The following is a 16,454-nucleotide window of genomic DNA, read 5'->3' as shown; positions in this document are numbered from 1 at the left end:
GGGCCATGATCACCAACATCGACATCGACGACGACCTCGTGGCCGAGGCGCTGAAGGTGTCGGGTGCGCGCAGCAAGCGGGAAGTGGTGGATCGCGCCTTGCGCGAGATGGTCGCCCGCGCCAAGCGTCCGCGCTTTCGCGATTTCTTCGGTGTCGGTGACATCGATCCCGCTTACGACCCGAAGGCGTCCACGCCCGAAGAGTTCGGCAAATACCGCGTTGAACAGCCGCGCGCGTCCTATCGGTACCCGGTTCCTCCGCCCGAGACATCGCCATCCAGGAAACGGAAGCGCTGATGTTGCTGGTGGACTCTTCCGTCTGGATCGACCGGTCGCGGGGCGCCGAAACCGATGCCACCCGCTATGTGGACATGCGTGAGGGCCAGGAAGAGGTGGCGCTCACGGGGGTGATCTACCAGGAAGTGCTGCAGGGCGCCCGGAGCGATCGTGGCTTCGACGCTTTGCGCGACATGCTCTCCGCCATGCTGCTGCTCGAACCGCGGGAGTGGTCGACCTACGAAATCGCGGCCATCCTGTACCGCCGGGCCCGGCAGGCCGGGTTCACCATCCGCAAGCCGAACGACTGCCTGATCGCGGCCATCGCCTTGGAGCATGGCGCCCTCCTGGTCCACAACGACAAGGACTTCAACGCGCTGGCGCAAATCGAACCCGCGTTGCTGGTGTACCCCGGCCGTCCGCACTAGCTTGTCATCGCGCTCCCGCCGCCTCCAGCATCTTCACCATCTCCGCATAACCACGCGCCTTGGCCAGCTGGAGCGGGGTGCGGCCTTCGCGGTCGGCCAGTTGCAGGTTGGCCTTGGCATCGACCAATGCCTTCAGCGTCGCCTGGTGGCGCGCACCACCGTCCCCCAGCACAACGGCTTCGATCGTCGCCGTCCAGTGCAGGTTGTTGACGTGATCGAGCGGCGCGCCGGCGGCGATGAGCTGCCTCACCACGCCTGCGTGCCCCAGGTGCGCGGCGGCGATGAGCGCCGTGCCGTCGTAGCGGCTGGTCACCTGCCTGGCGCTGGCGCCCAGCGACAGCAGCAGGCGCAGGGTCTCCTCGTCGTTCGCGACGGAAGCGATGGTCACTGCGTCGTAGCGGTCGTTCTCCAGCAAGTCCAGCTTCGCGCCTGCCTTGGCCAGTGCCTGCACGGCCGCGCGTTGCTTCGCGAAGGTCGCTACATGCAGCGGCGTGCGGCCGTTGCCGTCGCGGGCGTTCAGGTCCGCGCCGCTTTTGGCCAGGGACGCGACGCGTGAGGCATCGCCGGCGTGCGCCGCCGCATGCAGTCCCTGGTAACGCGCGGCTTCCGCGGCGCCGGGGCCGGACTGCGCCTGCACCGTGGCGGCGCCCAAGGCGCCGAAGGCCAGCAGGATGGAAACGAGCAGGGGGCGCAGCGGGTTCATTGCAGTTGTCCTTTCACCTTGTCGATGGCGGCGATGGCGCATTGTTCGTCCAGGTGGCCGCCGGGCGCACCACCGATGCCGATGGCGCCGATGGTGTCGTTGCCGATCTTGATCGGCACGCCGCCGCCCAGCAGCAGGAAGCCCGGGATGTTCACCAGGTTGGCGGCAGCCGGATTCTTCTGTGCGCCTTCCATCATGGCCAGCGTGCTGTTCTTCGCCGAGGCGGAAGTGAAGGCCTTGTCATGGCTGGCGGCCAACGTGTGCGGACCGGCGTTGTCGGCCCGCATCACGGCGCGCACGGTGCCGGAGCGGTCCACCACCGTGGCGGCAACCGCATAGCCGGCGGCGGTGCACGCATTCACCGCCTCGGTGGCGATCTGGCTCGCCAGCGCGAGGGAGAGGGTGCGTTCGGTGCGCACGCCCTGGGCGTGGGAGCCGAAGGCGGCAAGAGCGAGGGAGGTGGCGAGGGCGGTAGCGATGAAGCGCATGGGGGTTCTCCTGGTTGGTGTGGGAGAACTGTAGGAATTCGGCGCCGCCGCGAACATTCGTACGGCTACGCGCAGGGCTCCGTAGAAATACGGAGCGGGGGCTTCAGGCATTTCCCTCGTCGATGAGGGAACCGTAGCGCCGGATCAACTGCGCCAGCGACTCCGCCTGCAGCTTGGCGAACAGGTTGGCGCGATGGGTCTCCACCGTCCTGGGGGAGAGCGTGAGCGCGCGGCCAATCTCCTTGTTGGTGAGGCCTTCGACGATCAGGCCGGCCACCTCGCGTTCACGCTCCGACAGTTGCGCATAGCGCTCCCGCGCCGCGCGGTCCGCGCCGAGCCGCTCGCGCGACTTCACGTGCTGGCGCACCGCGTTCTGCAGTGCCTCCAGCAGCGCCTCGTCATCGACCGGCTTCTCCAGGAATTCCGCCGCGCCCGACTTGAAGGCGCGACGGCACATTTCCACCGTGCCATGCCCCGTGAGCATGATCACCGGCTGGTCGACTCCCTGCGCAACCAATGTTTCCAGCACCGCCAGCCCGCTGATGCCCGGCATGCGGACATCGAGCACGATCGCACCGATGTCGTTGCGGGGGAATTCGCGCAGGAACCGCTGCGGGTCCGCCCAGCCCTGCACGCGCAGGCCCACGGTGGAGATCAGCAGGGCGAGGCTGCTGCGCACCGCGTCGTCGTCGTCGATCAGGTGCACGAGGGGAGACAGGGGAGCGTTCATGCGGGGGACGCCAGCGGCAGGCGCAGCGTGAAGGCCGCGCCGCGCCGCGAACGAGGTTCCACGGCAAGCAGCCCGCCCATTCCCGAAGCAAGGCTTTCGCACAGGCTCAGGCCCAGGCCCAACCCGTGTTCGCGCGTCGTGAAGAAGGGCTCGAAGATCCGCGGCAGCACCTCGGGCGGGATGCCGGGTCCGCTGTCGTCCACCGTCAGCGCCCCGTGGTGCGCGTCCTGCTGCACGCGAACCGAGAGCGTGCGCTCCTGCGGCGGCACCTGGTCCAGCGCCTGCAGTGCATTGGTCAGGAGGTTGTGGATGATCTGCTCCAGCGCCACGGGTTCCGCCTGCACCGCCACGTCGCGTGCACCCGCCTCGAGGCGCGGCGCCACCTGCCGGCGAGCGAATTCCGGCTCCAGCAGGTAGAAGGCATTGCGCACCGCTTGCGACAGCACCACGGGCTGCAGCGTCGCCGAGACTCCGGGCCGCTCGACGCCACGGCGCAAGCGCGCCACCACGTCGGCGGCACGGCGTGCCTGCTCTTCCGCCTGGCGCATGGCGCCGCGCGCAGTCTCCTTGTCCGGCTCGTCGTCGTCGAGCAGGCGGCGGGCGGCCTGGGTGTTCGCCAGCAACGCCGCCAGCGGCTGGTTCAGTTCATGGGCCATGCCCGCGGCCAGTTCGCCCAGCGTGTTCAGGCGCGCCACCTGGCCGAGACGCAGCAGCTCCTCGGCGCGTTGACGTTCCGCCTGCTGCAGGCGCAGCCACGCCCACGCGGACACCAGCGCGGCCATCAGCGCCGCCCACGCCAGCATCCACGGCCATGGCAATTCCTGCCAGCCGACATTGCGGCGCGCCACCACGTCGAAGGGCTGGCTGTCCGCTGCCAGGTGTTTGTGGAACGCGAAGGACCAGGGGCCGTCGCCGCGCCCCTCCTGCAGCACGAAGCTTTGCCCGGAGTGCGCCAGCGCCACCCGGACGGCACTCGACCGGGGGTCCATCGGCCATTCCTGCCACGGCACGACCTGGCGCAGGTCGAAGGTCGCGGCGTAGCTGGCGGGCTGCGCCGCCAGCACGACACGGTAGCGGCCGGCGGGGAAGTCGACATCCGCGAGTGCCGGACGGCGTGCCGTGCGCGACTGCGCCTCGGCGCTGGTGAGGGCGGCATCGCTCCAGGCCGCATCCGCTTCGCGCCGCTGCACGGAGAGGATCTGCGGGTACAGCGCCGGCAGGCGCTGCTCCGCGCTGCCCGCGCCGGCAGCCGGCTGCAGCAACGCGAGGGTGGCCAGGATCGCATCGTGCTGCACGACCCTCTGGCTGAGCAGGCGGTGGGCGATGCGCGCATCCGTCTCGAACGCATCCTGCAGGCGCGCCAGCTCCATGCGCGCCAGTCCCACGCAGCCGACGGCCGTGAGGCCAAGCCACAGCAGGAGGGAGCCGCGATGGCGGCCGGGCAGTCGCATGCGCCGATTCTTGCACGCTGCCGTGCAGCACAATCTGCGCATGTCCCTCGCCCTTGCCGCCAGCCGCATCCCACCCCAGGTGCTGCTGCGCTGGTCCGTCGCGGTGGCCGTGGTGACCATCATCCTGAAAGGCCTGGCCTGGTGGCTCACCGGCTCCGTGGGCCTGCTCTCCGACGCGATGGAGTCCTTCGTCAACCTGGCCGGCGCGCTGTTCGCCCTGCTGATGGTGAAGATCGCGCTGCGTCCCGCCGACGAAGATCACCCTTACGGGCACCACAAGGCGGAATACTTCTCCGCCGGCTTCGAGGGCCTGCTGATCATGGTGGCCGCAGCCGGCATCCTGTGGGCCGCGCTGCTGCGCCTGCAGGACCCGCAGCCGCTGGAGCAGGTCGGCGTCGGCCTCGCGCTCTCGGTGGCGAGCTCCGCATTGAACGGCGGCCTCGCCTGGTTGATGTTCCAGTCGGGGCGGACGCACCGCTCCATGGCGCTCGAGGGCGATGCGCGCCACCTGCTGACGGACGTGTGGACGTCGGTGGGCGTGGTCGTCGGCATCGGCCTGGTGATCGCGACGGACTGGCTGTGGCTGGACCCGGTGGTCGGCATCCTCGTGGCGCTGAACATCCTGCGGGAAGGGGTGCACCTGGTCTGGCGTTCCAGCGAGGGATTGATGGACCGCGCCCTGGAGGCCGAGGTGATCGCCGAGATCGAGAAGACGCTGGCGCAGTTCGAGCACCGCACCATCCGCTTCGACCACGTTTCCACCCGGCGCTCCGGCCAGCGGCGCTTCGTCGACCTGCACATGCACATGCCGGCCGACTGGACGCTGGGCCGGGCCGCGGCACTGCGCGGTTCGGTCGAACAGGCCCTGATGAGTGCGGTGCCCGGCTTGCGGGCCACGATCCAGCTGCTGCCCACGAACGTGGAAGCGCATTTCGACGACGAGAAGGACCTGATCTGATGCTCGCGGTGGTGCAGAGGGTGAGCGAGGCGCGCGTGGTGGTGGACGGCCGCACCATCGGCGAGATCGGCCAGGGCGTGCTCGTGCTGGTGTGCGCGGAGCGCGGAGACGGCGAAGCGCAGGCGGACAAGCTGCTGGCCAAGCTGTTGAAGCTGCGCATCTTCAGCGACGACGCCGGCAAGATGAACCGCAGCGTGCAGGACGTGCAGGGTGGGCTGCTGCTGGTCAGCCAGTTCACGCTGGCGGCGGACACGAGCGGAGGGAACCGGCCGAGCTTCACGAATGCGGCGCCGCCGGAGGAGGGGCGGCGGCTGTACGAGTACGTGGTCGCCCAAGCGCGCTTGGTGCATCCGGTCGTCCAGACCGGCGAGTTCGCGGCGGACATGCAGGTGCATCTCGTGAATGATGGGCCGGTCACCATCCCCATGACCGTGCGGTGAGTGTCGGGGTGCGCGTTGCGCAACCCGACCTACGCAACGGCGCCCCACTCTGTAGGTCGGGTTGCGCAACGCGCACCCCGACACCTCAATAAGGGTTCGCGTACCCCAACGCCCCCAGCAGCAGCACCTCCAGCGCTTCCATCTCGGCCGCTTCGAGATCGGTGGTTTCATGGTCATACCCCTGCGCATGCAGGGTCCCATGCACCAGCAAATGCGCGTAGTGCGCCTCCAGCGTCTTGCCTTGCTCCCGCGCTTCCCGTTCCACCACCGGCGCGCACAGCACCAGGTCGGCGGAGACGACCGGCTCGCGGGCATAGTCGAAGGTCAGCACGTTGGTGGCGTAGTCCTTGTCGCGGTACTGGCGATTGAGGGACTGGCCTTCCTCGCTGCCGACGATGCGCACGGCGATTTCGGCGGGGCGGACCAGCGCCATCGCGACCCACCGGCGCACGCGTGCCGAACGCAACACCTGCCGGTGCGCCGCTGCGCCCGGGAAAGCACCGAACTGCAGCGACAAGTCGAGCGCCGCGGTCATTTCTCGGACTTGCGCGCCGCGTCGTAGGCATCGACGATGCGCGCCACCAGCGGGTGCCGCACCACATCTGCGCTGGTGAAGCGCGTGTGGGCGATGCCCTTGACGCGCCGGAGGATGTGCTCCGCTTCGATCAGGCCCGAAGGCATGCCCTTGGGCAGGTCGATCTGGCTCACGTCCCCGGTCACCACGCACTTGCTGCCGAAGCCGATGCGGGTGAGGAACATCTTCATCTGCTCGGACGTGGTGTTCTGCGCCTCGTCCAGGATCACGAACGCATTGTTCAGCGTGCGCCCGCGCATGAAAGCCAGCGGCGCGATCTCGAGCGCCTGGCGCTCGAACGCCTTCGTCACCCGCTCCAGTCCCATCAGCTCGTACAGCGCGTCGTACAGCGGGCGCAAATACGGGTCCACCTTCTGCGTCAGGTCGCCGGGCAGGAATCCGAGCTTTTCCCCGGCCTCCACCGCGGGGCGCGTGAGCACGATGCGCTGCACGGCACTGCGCTCCAGGGCGTCGACGGCGCAGGCCACGGCCAGGTAGGTCTTGCCGGTGCCCGCCGGGCCGATGCCGAAGGTGATGTCGTGGCTGGCGATGTTCTCGAGATACACGCTCTGGGTGGGCGTGCGCGGCTTCAGGTCGGTGCGGCGCGTGTGCAGCACCAGCGAGCCCTCGGCGTCCTTCGCCAGCGGGGCTTCGTCGCCGGCCAGCATCAACTGCACCTTCTCCCTGGAAATCGTGCGGCCCGCCATCTCGTACAGCGCCTGCAGCACTTCCATCGCCCTTTCGGCCCTGGCCTTGGGACCCTCCACCCGAAAGTGCTCGCCGCGGCGGGAGATGCGCACCTGCAGCGCCGACTCGATGGTGCGCAGGTGTTCGTCCATGGGGCCGCCCAGGTGCGAGAGGCGGCTGTTGTTCAGGGGAGTGAAGGCGTGCCGGAGAATCAAGCTGATAATCTCTTCAGAGGGACCGCAATGATAGGCAGATTGACGGGGACGTTGAGCGAAAAGAATCCGCCGCAGGTGCTGGTGGATTGCCAGGGCGTCGGCTACGAGGTGGACGTGCCCATGAGCACGTTCTTCAACTTGCCGGGCCTGGGCGACAAGGTGTCGCTGCTGACGCACTTCGTCGTGCGCGAGGATGCGCAGATCCTGTTCGGCTTCGGCACGGCGGGCGAGCGCGAGGCCTTTCGCCAACTCATCAAGATTTCCGGCGTGGGGCCGCGCACCGCCTTGTCCGTGCTGAGCGGCATGAGCGTGACGGACATCGCGCAGGCCGTGACGGCGCAGGACGCGAGCCGCTTCGTCAAGGTGCCGGGCATCGGCAAGAAGACGGCGGAGCGCCTGCTGCTGGAGCTGAAGGGGAAGATCGGCGCCGACCTCGGCGCGCTCGGCGCGGCCGGTATAGGGAGCGACGCGCAGGGCGACATCCTGCAGGCGCTGGTCGCGCTGGGCTACAGCGACAAGGAGGCGCAGGCGGCGCTGAAGTCGCTGCCCAAGGATGCGAGCGTGAGCGACGGCATCAAGCAGGCGCTGAAGGCACTGGCACGATGAGCATTCAAACGGACGATTTCGCCCCGCCGCCGTCCAAGCGCGTCGTCTCCGCCGCGCCGGCGTCGCCGGCGGAAGAGGCGATGGAGCGCGCACTGCGCCCGAAGGGTCTCGCCGAATACGTCGGCCAGGCCAAGACACGCGAACAGCTGGAGATCTTCATCAGTGCCGCCCGCAAGCGCGGCGAGGCGCTGGACCACGTGCTGCTGTTCGGTCCGCCCGGCCTGGGCAAGACCACGTTGTCCCACATCATCGCGTACGAGCTCGGCGTGAACCTGCGCCAGACCTCGGGCCCGGTGCTGGAGAAACCCAAGGACCTGGCGGCGCTGCTGACCAACCTGGAAAAGAACGACGTTCTCTTCATCGACGAGATCCATCGCCTCTCGCCGGTGGTGGAGGAGATCCTCTATCCGGCGCTGGAGGACTACCAGATCGACATCATGATCGGCGAGGGCCCGGCTGCGCGCTCGATCAAGCTGGACCTGCAGCCCTTCACGCTGGTGGGCGCCACCACGCGCGCCGGCATGCTGACCAATCCGCTGCGCGACCGCTTCGGCATCGTCGCGCGGCTGGAGTTCTACACGCCGGAGGAGCTGACGCGCATCGTGCATCGCAGCGCCGGCTTGTTGAAGGCGCCGATCGACGCCGAAGGCGCATCCGAGATCGCCCGCCGCTCGCGCGGCACGCCGCGCATCGCCAACCGGCTGTTGCGCCGCGTGCGTGACTATGCCGACGTCAAGGGCAGCGGGAGAATCGACGACGCCATCGCGCAGAAGGCGCTGGCCATGCTGGACGTCGATCCGCTGGGCTTCGACGTCATGGACCGCAAACTGCTGGAGGCGGTGATCCACCGCTTCGACGGCGGCCCGGTGGGGCTGGACAACGTGGCGGCGTCCATCGGCGAGGAGCGCGACACCATCGAGGACGTGATCGAGCCGTACCTGATCCAGCAGGGATATTTGCAGCGCACGCCGCGGGGGCGCATCGCGACGCTGGCGGCGTACCGGCACCTTGGGGTCGCGCCGCCGCAGACCGAGGGCGGGTTGTTCGGGGCGTGAGCGTGCGGTGTCGGGGTGCGCGTTGCGCAACCCGACCTACGCGATGCGGGCGGTCAGTTCATGTGTCGGGGTGCGCTTCGCGCAACCCGACCTCCGCGGGGCGGGCGGTGAGTTCCCGTCACGCTGACGGGCGTTGAATTCGCGTTACGCGGGACGGGCGTTCAATTCGTAGGTCGGGTTGCCGAAGGCACCCCGACTTGCAAGCACCGCGTTCCGCACGATCAACACCTGCGCCGCGTAATACGTCGCCAGCACCCAGAACTGCGCCAGCGGCAGCGGCTGCGCGAAGCGGTTGATGGCCAGCACCGTGTCGCTGAGCATGAAGAACACCGAGCCCACGGCGACCGCCACCGACGCCGCATCGCGCAACACCACGGCACGCCCGATCGCCTGCGCCGCCATCAGCGCGATCACCACCGCATACGCGGCCACCGCGACCTTCAATACCGGTCCCAGGTGGGGGAACAGGAAGGCGTACATGGCAACCGCGGCACCCAGCGTGGCGAAGAGCGCCCGCCCGCTCGGGAACCACGACTGGCCTTGCTTGAACAGTGCCAGGTAGCACAGGTGCGCCGCCAGGAAGCTCACGAGCCCGGGAATGAACAGGCCCTCCAGCATCAGCAGCACGTCCCCCGCCAGGCACAGCACCAGCGCCGCCAGCAGCTTGAACTCGAACTGGCCCGCCGAGCGCAGCCACGCCGAGCGCTGCAGGACGAACACGATGGCCAGCACCATGGCCAGCGGCTTGAACACGCGGTGCAGGTCGATCCAGCCTTGCGCGGCGCACGCCGTGGCCAGCGCACCGGCTTCGATCAGGAACACCTCCAGCATGCCGATGCGGCCCTGCATCGCCGCTCCGATGGCCCAGAGCGACGCCATCAGTGCCGCGAGCCACACGGCAGACTGGCTGACGGGCAATTGATCCGCATGCCAAAGGAACAGCGCCACGCCGCCGAGCAGCACCGTGAATTGCAGTCCGGCAAACCAGGCCATGGCCGATGTCATCGGCGGGTGGTAGCGCGTGACGCCCTCCATGCTGAACGCCGGCTTGGGAAACCGCGCCGCCACATCGGCCGGCCGCCAGCCGGGCGGCTTGAACCACACGCGCAGCTTGTCGGCCCAGGAGCGCGCGTGCCAGCTGTCCCTGGCCAGTGCCCAGTACACCTCGAAGTTGGACCACAGCGGGTCCCAGCTTTGCAGCGGCGCGCGGGTGCCGTACACGCACTTCTGGTCCTCTTCCCGGAAGCTGCCGAACATGCGGTCCCAGATGACCAGCACCCCGCCGTAATTGCGATCGAGGTAGGTGTCGTTGACGGCGTGATGCACGCGATGGTTGGAGGGCGAGCAGAACCAGCGGTCGAACCAGCCGAGCTTGCCGACGTGCTCCGTGTGCACCCAGAACTGGTACAGCAGGTCGATGAGCGCCACGACGCCGAAGACCAGGGGCGGCACACCCGCCAGCGCCATCGGCAGGTAGAAGATCCAACCGAGCAGGGCACCGGAACTCGTCTGGCGCAGCGCCGTGGACAGGTTGTAGTCCTGGCTCTGGTGATGCACGACGTGCGCGGCCCAGAACACGGAGACTTCATGTCCCGCGCGGTGCAGCCAGTAGTAGCAGAAGTCGTAGAACACCAGCGCCAGCAGCCAGCCGACCGGCGACATCCAGAACGCGTCGTTGTGCCACAGGGACACCCGCGAGAACACGGCGGTGTAGATGCCGATGCGGAACAGGCGCGTCAGCACCGCCGTGATCTGGCTCAGCATGCCCAGCGAGATGCTGTTGATCGCGTCGTTCAGGCGGTAGGTGTTGCGCCCCCGCCAGGCGCCCCAGGCCATCTCCACTGCGATCAAGAGCAGGAAGACCGGCGTCGCGAGAACGATGATCTGGCTCGGGGACAGCTTCATGGCCCCATTGTCGCGCTGCCTAGGTCAGCGCGCCTCTGGCGTCAACCCGGATGATCTTGTCCACCCGGCCGTTCTCCAGGCCACCGGCGACGCCGATCAGGAAGTTGTGCAGGTTGACCGTCGGATCGCAGTGGCCGGGGATCAGCCAGACCGTCTCGTCCAGCCTCGGGATGCGCTGGTTGCCGCCCTTGGGGCGCAACAGCCCGTGCTCGTCGCCGCCATTCGCGTATTCCAGCTCGCCCGTCGGCTGGCGCGCCAGCACCGCCGGCAGGCCCGAGTCGATGGCGTGCGCCTTGTGGCCGGCGTCGCAAACGGCGTGCAGCAGTCCCGAGCTCATGATCTGCGACTTCACGAACAGCGCATGTTCGAACTGCGGCTGCGCCGGATCGTGCGCATTGGCCGCGTAGTCCGCGTCCATGAACATGAAGGAGCCGGACTGCAGCTCGCCGTAGACGCCGCTGGCCGCCTCGCACACCATGCTGCCGGTGCCGGCCCCGGTGACCAGGTCCACCGGGATGCCTTCGGCTTCGATCAGCTTGCGGGTGAACAAGACGTCCTGCACAGCCTGGCCGATCGCGTCGCGCCGGGCCTGCGGCGTGCGCAGGTGCTGCGCGCGGCCGTGATAGGCCTGCAGCCCGGCAAAGCGCAGTGCGGGGTGCTTGCGGATCGCGAGCGCCAGGTCCAGCCCGGCGCGGCCCGGCGGCACGCCGCAGCGGCCCTGGCCGACGTCGATCTCCACGAACACGTCGATGACGGCGGCGTCGCCGGTGCGGCGCCGATCGTCCATGGCATTGGCCAGGCGGTGGACGCCTTCGACGCTGTCGACGGCAATGGCCAGCTGCCCATGTTCGGACGCGAGGCGATGCGCCAGGTCGGCCACGCGCGCCAGCTTCGACGGCGCCACCACCTCGTTGGAGATGTAGACGTTGTTCACGCCGCCGGCCATCATGGCCTCGGCTTCGCTCGTCTTCTGCACGCAGACGCCGACCGCGCCCGCCTGCATCTGCAGCCGCGCGATGGCCGAGCTCTTGTGCATCTTGGCGTGGGGCCGCCAGCGCACGTCGTGCTTGCGGGCGAAGTCGGCCATGCGCGCCAGGTTGCGCTGCATGGCGTCGAGGTCGACCACGAGGGCGGGAGTGTCGATCGCGATGACCGGCTGGCCGATCAGCCGGCGCAGTTCGTCAGAAAGAGGTGTTTTCGTCGAAGGATGCATGGTCCAGGTGCTGTGTGTCCGACCAGCCCACGAGCGTGAAGCCTTCGGGCGTCCACAGCAGCCTGTTGATGGCGCCATTCGGCAGCTGCCACGTGCGCGGGGAGTTGACCTCCTGGCCGGTGGCCACGCGGTAGAGCGTATCGAGCACCCCGCCGTGCGCGACCACGGCGATCTGCTCGCCACGGTGGCGCGCCGCCAGGTCGCTCACCGTGCGGGTGACGCGCTCGCGCAATTGCAACAGCGACTCGCCGCCTTCCGGCGGCTCCCAATCGGGCAGGCGCCGCTTCCAGTTCTGCGCGTGCTCGGGCCAGGTCTGGTGGATTTCGTCGAAAGTCTTGCCTTCGAAAAGGCCGAAGCGCCGCTCGCGCAGCCCGGTATGGGCCACCACGGAGATGCTCTGCACCTCTCCGATGGCGCGTGCGGTCTCGTGGGCGCGACCGAGGTCGCTGGAGTAGATGGCGGCAAGCTGCTCGGACGTGAGCGCGTGGCCCACCCGTTTGGCCTGCCAGCGGCCCGTGTCGTTCAGCTGGATGTCGAGCTGCCCCTGGATGCGGGCATCCACGTTCCAGGGCGTCTCGCCATGCCGGATGGCGATGATGCGCGTGGCTTCCATCGGGGACATTGTAGGGAGGGCTTTACAGACGCCGGAGCGAAATTTTTGCGGGCACGACAGCCGGCTGCGGGAAGTCCTCGGGATCGAAGGCCCGGTCGCCATCCGCGCTGGCGATGCCCGTGGCGCTGAGGTTCCTGAAATCGTGCAGCGTCGTGTCCGCCAGGTGGGAAGGCACCACGTTCTGCAGCGCGTGCAGCATGTTGTCCAGCCGGCCGGGAAAACGCTTCTCCCAGTCTTTCAGCATGGCGCCCACCTGCTTGCGCTGCAGGTTCTCCTGGCTGCCGCACAGCGTGCAGGGGATGAGCGGGAAGGCCTGCACCTCGGCCCAGCGCACCAGGTCCGCCTCGTTCACATAGGCCAGCGGGCGGATCACCATGTGCCTGCCGTCGTCGCTGACCAGCTTGGGCGGCATGCCCTTGAGCTTGCCGCCGAAGAACATGTTGAGGAACAGCGTCTGCAGCATGTCGTCGCGGTGGTGGCCCAGGGCGAGCTTGGTGGCGCCCAATTCGTCCGCGACGCGGTACAGGATGCCGCGGCGCAGGCGACTGCACAGGCTGCACATCGTCTTGCCCTCGGGGATCTTGTCCTTGACGATCGAGTAGGTGTCCTGCTCCTCGATGTGGAAGGGCACGCCGAGCGCCTTCAGGTAGTCGGGCAGCACGTGCGCTGGAAAACCCGGCTGCTTCTGGTCCAGGTTCACCGCGACGATGTCGAAGCGGACTGGCGCCCGTTGCTGCATCTTCAGCAGGATGTCCAGCAGGGCGTAGCTGTCCTTGCCGCCCGACAGGCAGACCATCACCCTGTCGCCTTCCTCGACCATGTGGTAGTCGCCGATGGCCTGGCCGACCAGGCGGCACAGCCGCTTCTCCAGCTTGTGGTCCTCGCGCTCGATGCGCAGGCGCGCCTCGTGCGGGGTGGCTTCGGGTTCGATCCAGACGGCGCTCATCCGGCTATTTTCGCACCGCGGCATCGTGCCCGCCGGGGAAGTGCGCCGTGACCCGCAAACCACCGAGCAGGGGGGATCTGTCCGCGGCGAGGCGGCCGCCGTGGGCTTGCACGATGCGTTGCACGATCGACCAACCCAGGCCGCTGCCGGCCATCTCCTGACCTGCGGCGCGGAAGAAGCGCTGGCCGAGCCGCTCCAGCTCGCCTGCCGCCAGGCCGGGGCCGCTGTCCTCCACGCAGAGCATGACTCCGGCTCCATCGCTGTCGATGCGCACCTCGATGCGGGCGCCGCACGGTGCGTACCGCACCGCGTTGTCCACAAGGTTGCGCACCAGCGCCGCGAGCAGGGGCTCGTCACCCGCCACCACGGCGCGCGGACCGGCGGCCAGCGACATCGACTGCTGCCGCGCCAGGCTGGCGGGCGCCAGCTCCGCCATGACACGCCGGGCCACCGCGGCGAGATCGACCGGCCGGAGAATCGGGGCTTGCGCGGCTTCCAGCCGCGACAGCATCAGCAACTGTTCCACGAGCCGCGTCGCGCGATCGCAACCCGCCAGCGTGGCCTCCAGCGCGTGGCGCCGCTGCGATTCCTCCACCGCCCCCAGCGCCACTTGCGCCTGCGCGCGGATGGCGGCGATGGGCGTGCGCAGTTCGTGCGCGGCATCGGCGCTGAAGCGCCGCTCGCGTTCCAGCAGGCCGGCGATGCGGCCGAACAGCTGGTCGAGCGCGGCCACCAGCGGCCGGATTTCCGAGGGGGCATCGCCCAGCTGCAGCGGCTGCAGGTCGGAGCCGTGGCGCCGCGCGACCGCCTCGCCCAAGGTGCGCAAGGGGCGCACCCCGCGGCGCACGGCCCACCACAGCGCGAGGGCCAGCAGTGGCAGTCCGAGCGCCACCGGCCACACGCCGCTGCGCAGCACCGCCACCAGGATCTCCGCGCGGGAACGCTGCTGCTCCCCCACGAAGACCTGGATGTCGCGCTCGGCTCCATGGGCGGCGAACACCCGCCAGCGCTGGCCCTGCAGGCGGACGTCATGAAAGCCGCTCGGGCTGGCGTCGCCCGCGACCATGGGCTCCCGCGGCGCGTTGGGCGAGCGCAGCACCAGCCTCTGATCGTGGAAGACCTGGAACGCCACCTTGGGCGCATAGCGGTGCAGCACCGGTGCGTCGACCTCCTCGTCGTCGTCGTCGGCGCCCACCCCTTGCGCGGCCAGCAACGCGGCGGACTGCGCAAGGTGGCCATCGAGCAGTTCGTCCAGTTCGTGGCTGGCGTCCCTCCAGGCGATGGCCGCGGTCGCCAGCCACACCGCGAGCGACACGGACAGCACCAGCAGCAGCAGGCGTCCCTGCAGCGAGGCCGGCGGCTTCACGCCGGTGCCTCGCGCGGCAGCACGTAGCCCACGCCGCGCACGGTCTGGACCACGGTGGGGGCGAGCTTGCGCCGCAGGTGGTGCATGTGCACCTCCACCGCGTTGCTTTCCACCTCCCGCCCCCAGCTGTAGAGGCGCTGCTCCAGCTGCTCGCGCGACAACACCCGGCCGGCGCCGAGCATCAACGCCAGCAGCAGGTCGTATTCGCGCGCGGCCAGCGCCACCGGGTGGCCGGCGAGCCGGACCGTGCGCGCGGCCGGATCCAGCGCGACATCCTGCGCGCGCAACACCTCCTGCGGCTGGCCGTGGGCCCGCCGCACCAGCGCACGCAGCCGCGCCGCCAGTTCGTCCAGGTCCACCGGCTTGAGCACGTAGTCGTCGGCCCCCAGGTCCAGCCCGCGCACGCGATCCCGCACGGCGTCGCGCGCGGTGAGCACCAGCACCGGCGTGCGCACGCCCTGGGCGCGCAAGCTGGAGAGCACCTCGAATCCATCCTTGCGTGGCAGGCCCAGGTCCAGCACGGCGGCGTCATGCACGCCCGCACGCAGCTCTCGGTCGGCCGCGGCGCCGTCGCGCACCCAATCCACCTGGAAGCCGCGCTGGCGCAGCCCCGACTGCAGTCCGTCCCCCAGGAGCGGATCGTCTTCGGCCAGCAGGATGCGCATGGTGCCTCAGTCCTCGTCGTGCCGGCTCTGCACCGACGGTGCATCGCGCGGAACGCCTGGGGCGCCTTGCCATTGCGTCCACCAGAACGCCAGCACCGCCAGCAGCATGAGCGTGGCGAGCCAGCGCCAGGCCTTGCGGATGCCGTCCCGAGGCGACACGGCCTTGCGTCCGTGGATCATGGCGCCCACCAGGTTCTCCCCGTGCAGCAGGCTGCTGGCCACCACGGCGGCCACGTGCACCACCACCAGCGCCAGCATGGCCGTGGCGATGCCTTCGTGGAGCTCCCCCATCCAGTGGCCGGCCAGTTCCTGGTAACTCGCCCAGCCGGTCAGCGGCGCCAGCAGCGCCAGCGCGAGCAGCCCCAGGATCGCCACCGCGCCGGCGGGATTGTGCCCTGCATGGTGTTGCGGCTGGCCGCCTCGCAAGGATCGAAGGTAGGACGCGACGGCCCGCGGGCCACGCACGAAGTCGGAGAAGCGGGCGTGGCGCGTGCCGACCAGCCCCCACAGGATGCGGAACACCACCAGCCCGGCCAGGGTGTAGCCGGCGGTAATGTGCACGAGCTGCCAGCGCTCGCTCTCGGCGGACAGCCACGCGACGGCGAAACAGAGCACCGCCATCCAGTGGAAGACGCGTACCGGCGCGTCCCACACCAGGGTGAGGGGCCGGCGTTCAGCGGGGGATGCGGACGGCGTGTTCATCGAAGTCTCCCTGGTCGGCGCCGGAGTGGCAGGCGGCGCAGTTGGCGGGGCTCTTCACCGCCGCCCGCTTCCAGGCGTCGGCAGGCACCTCGCGGTGCTCGCGCGCGAACCAGTCCGAGCGCGTGATGCGGTCCTGCGGCGGGACCGCGGCGAAGCGGCGGCTGGTCGCCGCGTGCACGGCGAGCCATTTGGACAGCTCGGCCACCGTGGTCGCATCCAGCGAGGCATCGGTGCCGAAGTGCCGGGGCAAATCCTGCAGGAGCCGTTGCCATGAGGCCGCCGGCAGCAGGCCCGGTGATAGGCGACATGGCACGCGCCGCATTCCTGCTGGTACCTGGGCAGCATGGCAACGCGCGGGGCGTCGGCACGCGCCACCGGTGCGGCGCTGCAGGCCAGCACCAGGCAGGCGCCGGCAAGGAGGCGGGAGCGGTTCT

At 69.4% G+C, this 16,454-nt stretch carries 20 protein-coding genes; 6 read left to right on the top strand and 14 right to left on the bottom strand.

Translation table 11 applies throughout. The annotated features are described in order from the left end of the window. Positions 1–5 precede the first annotated feature (5 nt). Both WG902_RS16175 and vapC read left to right on the top strand, forming a co-directional pair. Positions 6–296, top strand: coding sequence for a type II toxin-antitoxin system VapB family antitoxin (locus WG902_RS16175; RefSeq protein WP_340061163.1), 291 nt, complete (start codon positions 6–8; stop codon positions 294–296). Continuing rightward, complete coding sequence (gene vapC / locus WG902_RS16170; RefSeq protein WP_340061162.1) at positions 296–703, top strand: type II toxin-antitoxin system VapC family toxin; 408 nt, start codon at positions 296–298, stop codon at positions 701–703. The genes WG902_RS16175 and vapC overlap by 1 nt, the downstream gene beginning before the upstream one ends. Positions 704–707: 4 nt before the next feature. On the opposite strand, the gene WG902_RS16165 is transcribed toward vapC, so the two are convergent. From WG902_RS16165 to WG902_RS16150, 4 genes are all read right to left on the bottom strand, one after another. Then, on the bottom strand, positions 708–1,406 hold the full coding sequence (locus tag WG902_RS16165; protein WP_340061161.1) for an ankyrin repeat domain-containing protein: 699 nt from the start codon (positions 1,404–1,406) through the stop codon (positions 708–710). Next, positions 1,403–1,894 (bottom strand): GlcG/HbpS family heme-binding protein, encoded by a 492-nt coding sequence (locus WG902_RS16160; protein ID WP_340061160.1) that lies wholly within the window; start codon positions 1,892–1,894, stop codon positions 1,403–1,405. The genes WG902_RS16165 and WG902_RS16160 overlap by 4 nt, the downstream gene beginning before the upstream one ends. Before the next feature lie 103 nt (positions 1,895–1,997). After that, positions 1,998–2,624 (bottom strand): response regulator transcription factor, encoded by a 627-nt coding sequence (locus tag WG902_RS16155; RefSeq protein WP_340061159.1) that lies wholly within the window; start codon positions 2,622–2,624, stop codon positions 1,998–2,000. Then, positions 2,621–4,075 carry a sensor histidine kinase gene (locus tag WG902_RS16150; protein WP_340061158.1) on the bottom strand — a complete coding sequence of 485 codons (1,455 nt, stop codon included), beginning with the start codon at positions 4,073–4,075 and terminating at the stop codon, positions 2,621–2,623. Before WG902_RS16150 ends, WG902_RS16155 begins: the two co-directional genes overlap by 4 nt. A gap of 40 nt (positions 4,076–4,115) precedes the next feature. On the opposite strand from WG902_RS16150, the gene WG902_RS16145 reads away from it, so the two are divergent. Both WG902_RS16145 and dtd read left to right on the top strand, forming a co-directional pair. Then, positions 4,116–5,033 carry a cation diffusion facilitator family transporter gene (locus WG902_RS16145; protein WP_340061157.1) on the top strand — a complete coding sequence of 306 codons (918 nt, stop codon included), beginning with the start codon at positions 4,116–4,118 and terminating at the stop codon, positions 5,031–5,033. Then, complete coding sequence (gene dtd / locus WG902_RS16140; RefSeq protein WP_340061156.1) at positions 5,033–5,473, top strand: D-aminoacyl-tRNA deacylase; 441 nt, start codon at positions 5,033–5,035, stop codon at positions 5,471–5,473. Before WG902_RS16145 ends, dtd begins: the two co-directional genes overlap by 1 nt. A gap of 85 nt (positions 5,474–5,558) precedes the next feature. Here the strand turns inward: dtd and ybeY are convergent, their stop codons facing one another. Together ybeY and WG902_RS16130 are read right to left on the bottom strand one after the other, a co-directional pair. After that, positions 5,559–6,008, bottom strand: a complete 450-nt coding sequence (gene ybeY, locus WG902_RS16135) for an rRNA maturation RNase YbeY (protein ID WP_340061155.1) — start codon at positions 6,006–6,008, stop codon at positions 5,559–5,561. Then, on the bottom strand, positions 6,005–6,949 hold the full coding sequence (locus WG902_RS16130; RefSeq protein ID WP_340061154.1) for a PhoH family protein: 945 nt from the start codon (positions 6,947–6,949) through the stop codon (positions 6,005–6,007). Before WG902_RS16130 ends, ybeY begins: the two co-directional genes overlap by 4 nt. A 27-nt stretch (positions 6,950–6,976) precedes the next feature. On the opposite strand from WG902_RS16130, the gene ruvA reads away from it, so the two are divergent. Continuing rightward, positions 6,977–7,555, top strand: a complete 579-nt coding sequence (gene ruvA, locus WG902_RS16125; protein WP_340061153.1) for a Holliday junction branch migration protein RuvA — start codon at positions 6,977–6,979, stop codon at positions 7,553–7,555. Continuing rightward, entirely contained in the window at positions 7,552–8,610 is a 1,059-nt protein-coding gene (gene ruvB / locus WG902_RS16120) for a Holliday junction branch migration DNA helicase RuvB (protein ID WP_340061152.1), read from the top strand. The genes ruvA and ruvB overlap by 4 nt, the downstream gene beginning before the upstream one ends. A 144-nt stretch (positions 8,611–8,754) precedes the next feature. Here the strand turns inward: ruvB and WG902_RS16115 are convergent, their stop codons facing one another. Genes WG902_RS16115 through WG902_RS16080 form a run of 8 tightly spaced genes read right to left on the bottom strand, consistent with a single transcriptional unit; the run spans position 8,755 to position 16,333 of the window. Next, complete coding sequence (locus WG902_RS16115) at positions 8,755–10,515, bottom strand: lysoplasmalogenase family protein (RefSeq protein ID WP_340061151.1); 1,761 nt, start codon at positions 10,513–10,515, stop codon at positions 8,755–8,757. A gap of 19 nt (positions 10,516–10,534) precedes the next feature. Further along, positions 10,535–11,728: a DSD1 family PLP-dependent enzyme gene (locus WG902_RS16110; protein ID WP_340061150.1), complete on the bottom strand. Its 1,194-nt coding sequence runs from the start codon at positions 11,726–11,728 to the stop codon at positions 10,535–10,537. Further along, a complete protein-coding gene (locus WG902_RS16105) occupies positions 11,697–12,341 on the bottom strand; it encodes a histidine phosphatase family protein (RefSeq protein WP_340061149.1) in 645 nt (214 codons plus the stop codon). The genes WG902_RS16110 and WG902_RS16105 overlap by 32 nt, the downstream gene beginning before the upstream one ends. 22 nt (positions 12,342–12,363) lie before the next feature. Further along, a complete protein-coding gene (ttcA, locus tag WG902_RS16100) occupies positions 12,364–13,287 on the bottom strand; it encodes a tRNA 2-thiocytidine(32) synthetase TtcA (RefSeq protein ID WP_340061148.1) in 924 nt (307 codons plus the stop codon). 4 nt (positions 13,288–13,291) lie between these two features. After that, positions 13,292–14,653: an ATP-binding protein gene (locus tag WG902_RS16095; protein WP_340061147.1), complete on the bottom strand. Its 1,362-nt coding sequence runs from the start codon at positions 14,651–14,653 to the stop codon at positions 13,292–13,294. Continuing rightward, the gene (locus tag WG902_RS16090) at positions 14,650–15,318 is read right to left on the bottom strand and encodes a response regulator (RefSeq protein WP_340061146.1); all 669 of its coding nucleotides are present in this window, start codon (positions 15,316–15,318) and stop codon (positions 14,650–14,652) included. Before WG902_RS16090 ends, WG902_RS16095 begins: the two co-directional genes overlap by 4 nt. A 6-nt stretch (positions 15,319–15,324) precedes the next feature. Next, the gene (locus tag WG902_RS16085; RefSeq protein ID WP_340061145.1) at positions 15,325–16,020 is read right to left on the bottom strand and encodes a cytochrome b/b6 domain-containing protein; all 696 of its coding nucleotides are present in this window, start codon (positions 16,018–16,020) and stop codon (positions 15,325–15,327) included. Next, the gene (locus WG902_RS16080) at positions 15,992–16,333 is read right to left on the bottom strand and encodes a diheme cytochrome c (protein ID WP_445263697.1); all 342 of its coding nucleotides are present in this window, start codon (positions 16,331–16,333) and stop codon (positions 15,992–15,994) included. Before WG902_RS16080 ends, WG902_RS16085 begins: the two co-directional genes overlap by 29 nt. Positions 16,334–16,454: the final 121 nt, after the last annotated feature.

The sequence above is a fragment of the Ramlibacter sp. PS3R-8 genome, assembly GCF_037572435.1.
Classification (GTDB): domain Bacteria; phylum Pseudomonadota; class Gammaproteobacteria; order Burkholderiales; family Burkholderiaceae_C; genus Ramlibacter.
The sequence above is the reverse complement of the archived record's forward strand: the minus strand, read 5'-3'. Positions and strand labels throughout refer to the sequence as shown.

What these genes read in the sequence shown, in the direction of transcription:
- WG902_RS16175 (WP_340061163.1), top strand. Translation starts at nt 6, where the DNA reads ATGATCACCAACATCGACATCGACGACGACCTCGTGGCCGAGGCGCTG.
- WG902_RS16090 (WP_340061146.1), bottom strand. Translation starts at nt 15,318, where the DNA reads ATGCGCATCCTGCTGGCCGAAGACGATCCGCTCCTGGGGGACGGACTG.
- vapC (WP_340061162.1), top strand. Translation starts at nt 296, where the DNA reads ATGTTGCTGGTGGACTCTTCCGTCTGGATCGACCGGTCGCGGGGCGCC.
- WG902_RS16160 (WP_340061160.1), bottom strand. Translation starts at nt 1,894, where the DNA reads ATGCGCTTCATCGCTACCGCCCTCGCCACCTCCCTCGCTCTTGCCGCC.
- WG902_RS16110 (WP_340061150.1), bottom strand. Translation starts at nt 11,728, where the DNA reads ATGCATCCTTCGACGAAAACACCTCTTTCTGACGAACTGCGCCGGCTG.
- WG902_RS16085 (WP_340061145.1), bottom strand. Translation starts at nt 16,020, where the DNA reads ATGAACACGCCGTCCGCATCCCCCGCTGAACGCCGGCCCCTCACCCTG.
- WG902_RS16155 (WP_340061159.1), bottom strand. Translation starts at nt 2,624, where the DNA reads ATGAACGCTCCCCTGTCTCCCCTCGTGCACCTGATCGACGACGACGAC.
- WG902_RS16150 (WP_340061158.1), bottom strand. Translation starts at nt 4,075, where the DNA reads ATGCGACTGCCCGGCCGCCATCGCGGCTCCCTCCTGCTGTGGCTTGGC.
- ttcA (WP_340061148.1), bottom strand. Translation starts at nt 13,287, where the DNA reads ATGAGCGCCGTCTGGATCGAACCCGAAGCCACCCCGCACGAGGCGCGC.
- ybeY (WP_340061155.1), bottom strand. Translation starts at nt 6,008, where the DNA reads ATGACCGCGGCGCTCGACTTGTCGCTGCAGTTCGGTGCTTTCCCGGGC.
- WG902_RS16115 (WP_340061151.1), bottom strand. Translation starts at nt 10,515, where the DNA reads ATGAAGCTGTCCCCGAGCCAGATCATCGTTCTCGCGACGCCGGTCTTC.
- WG902_RS16165 (WP_340061161.1), bottom strand. Translation starts at nt 1,406, where the DNA reads ATGAACCCGCTGCGCCCCCTGCTCGTTTCCATCCTGCTGGCCTTCGGC.
- dtd (WP_340061156.1), top strand. Translation starts at nt 5,033, where the DNA reads ATGCTCGCGGTGGTGCAGAGGGTGAGCGAGGCGCGCGTGGTGGTGGAC.
- ruvA (WP_340061153.1), top strand. Translation starts at nt 6,977, where the DNA reads ATGATAGGCAGATTGACGGGGACGTTGAGCGAAAAGAATCCGCCGCAG.
- WG902_RS16145 (WP_340061157.1), top strand. Translation starts at nt 4,116, where the DNA reads ATGTCCCTCGCCCTTGCCGCCAGCCGCATCCCACCCCAGGTGCTGCTG.
- WG902_RS16105 (WP_340061149.1), bottom strand. Translation starts at nt 12,341, where the DNA reads ATGGAAGCCACGCGCATCATCGCCATCCGGCATGGCGAGACGCCCTGG.
- ruvB (WP_340061152.1), top strand. Translation starts at nt 7,552, where the DNA reads ATGAGCATTCAAACGGACGATTTCGCCCCGCCGCCGTCCAAGCGCGTC.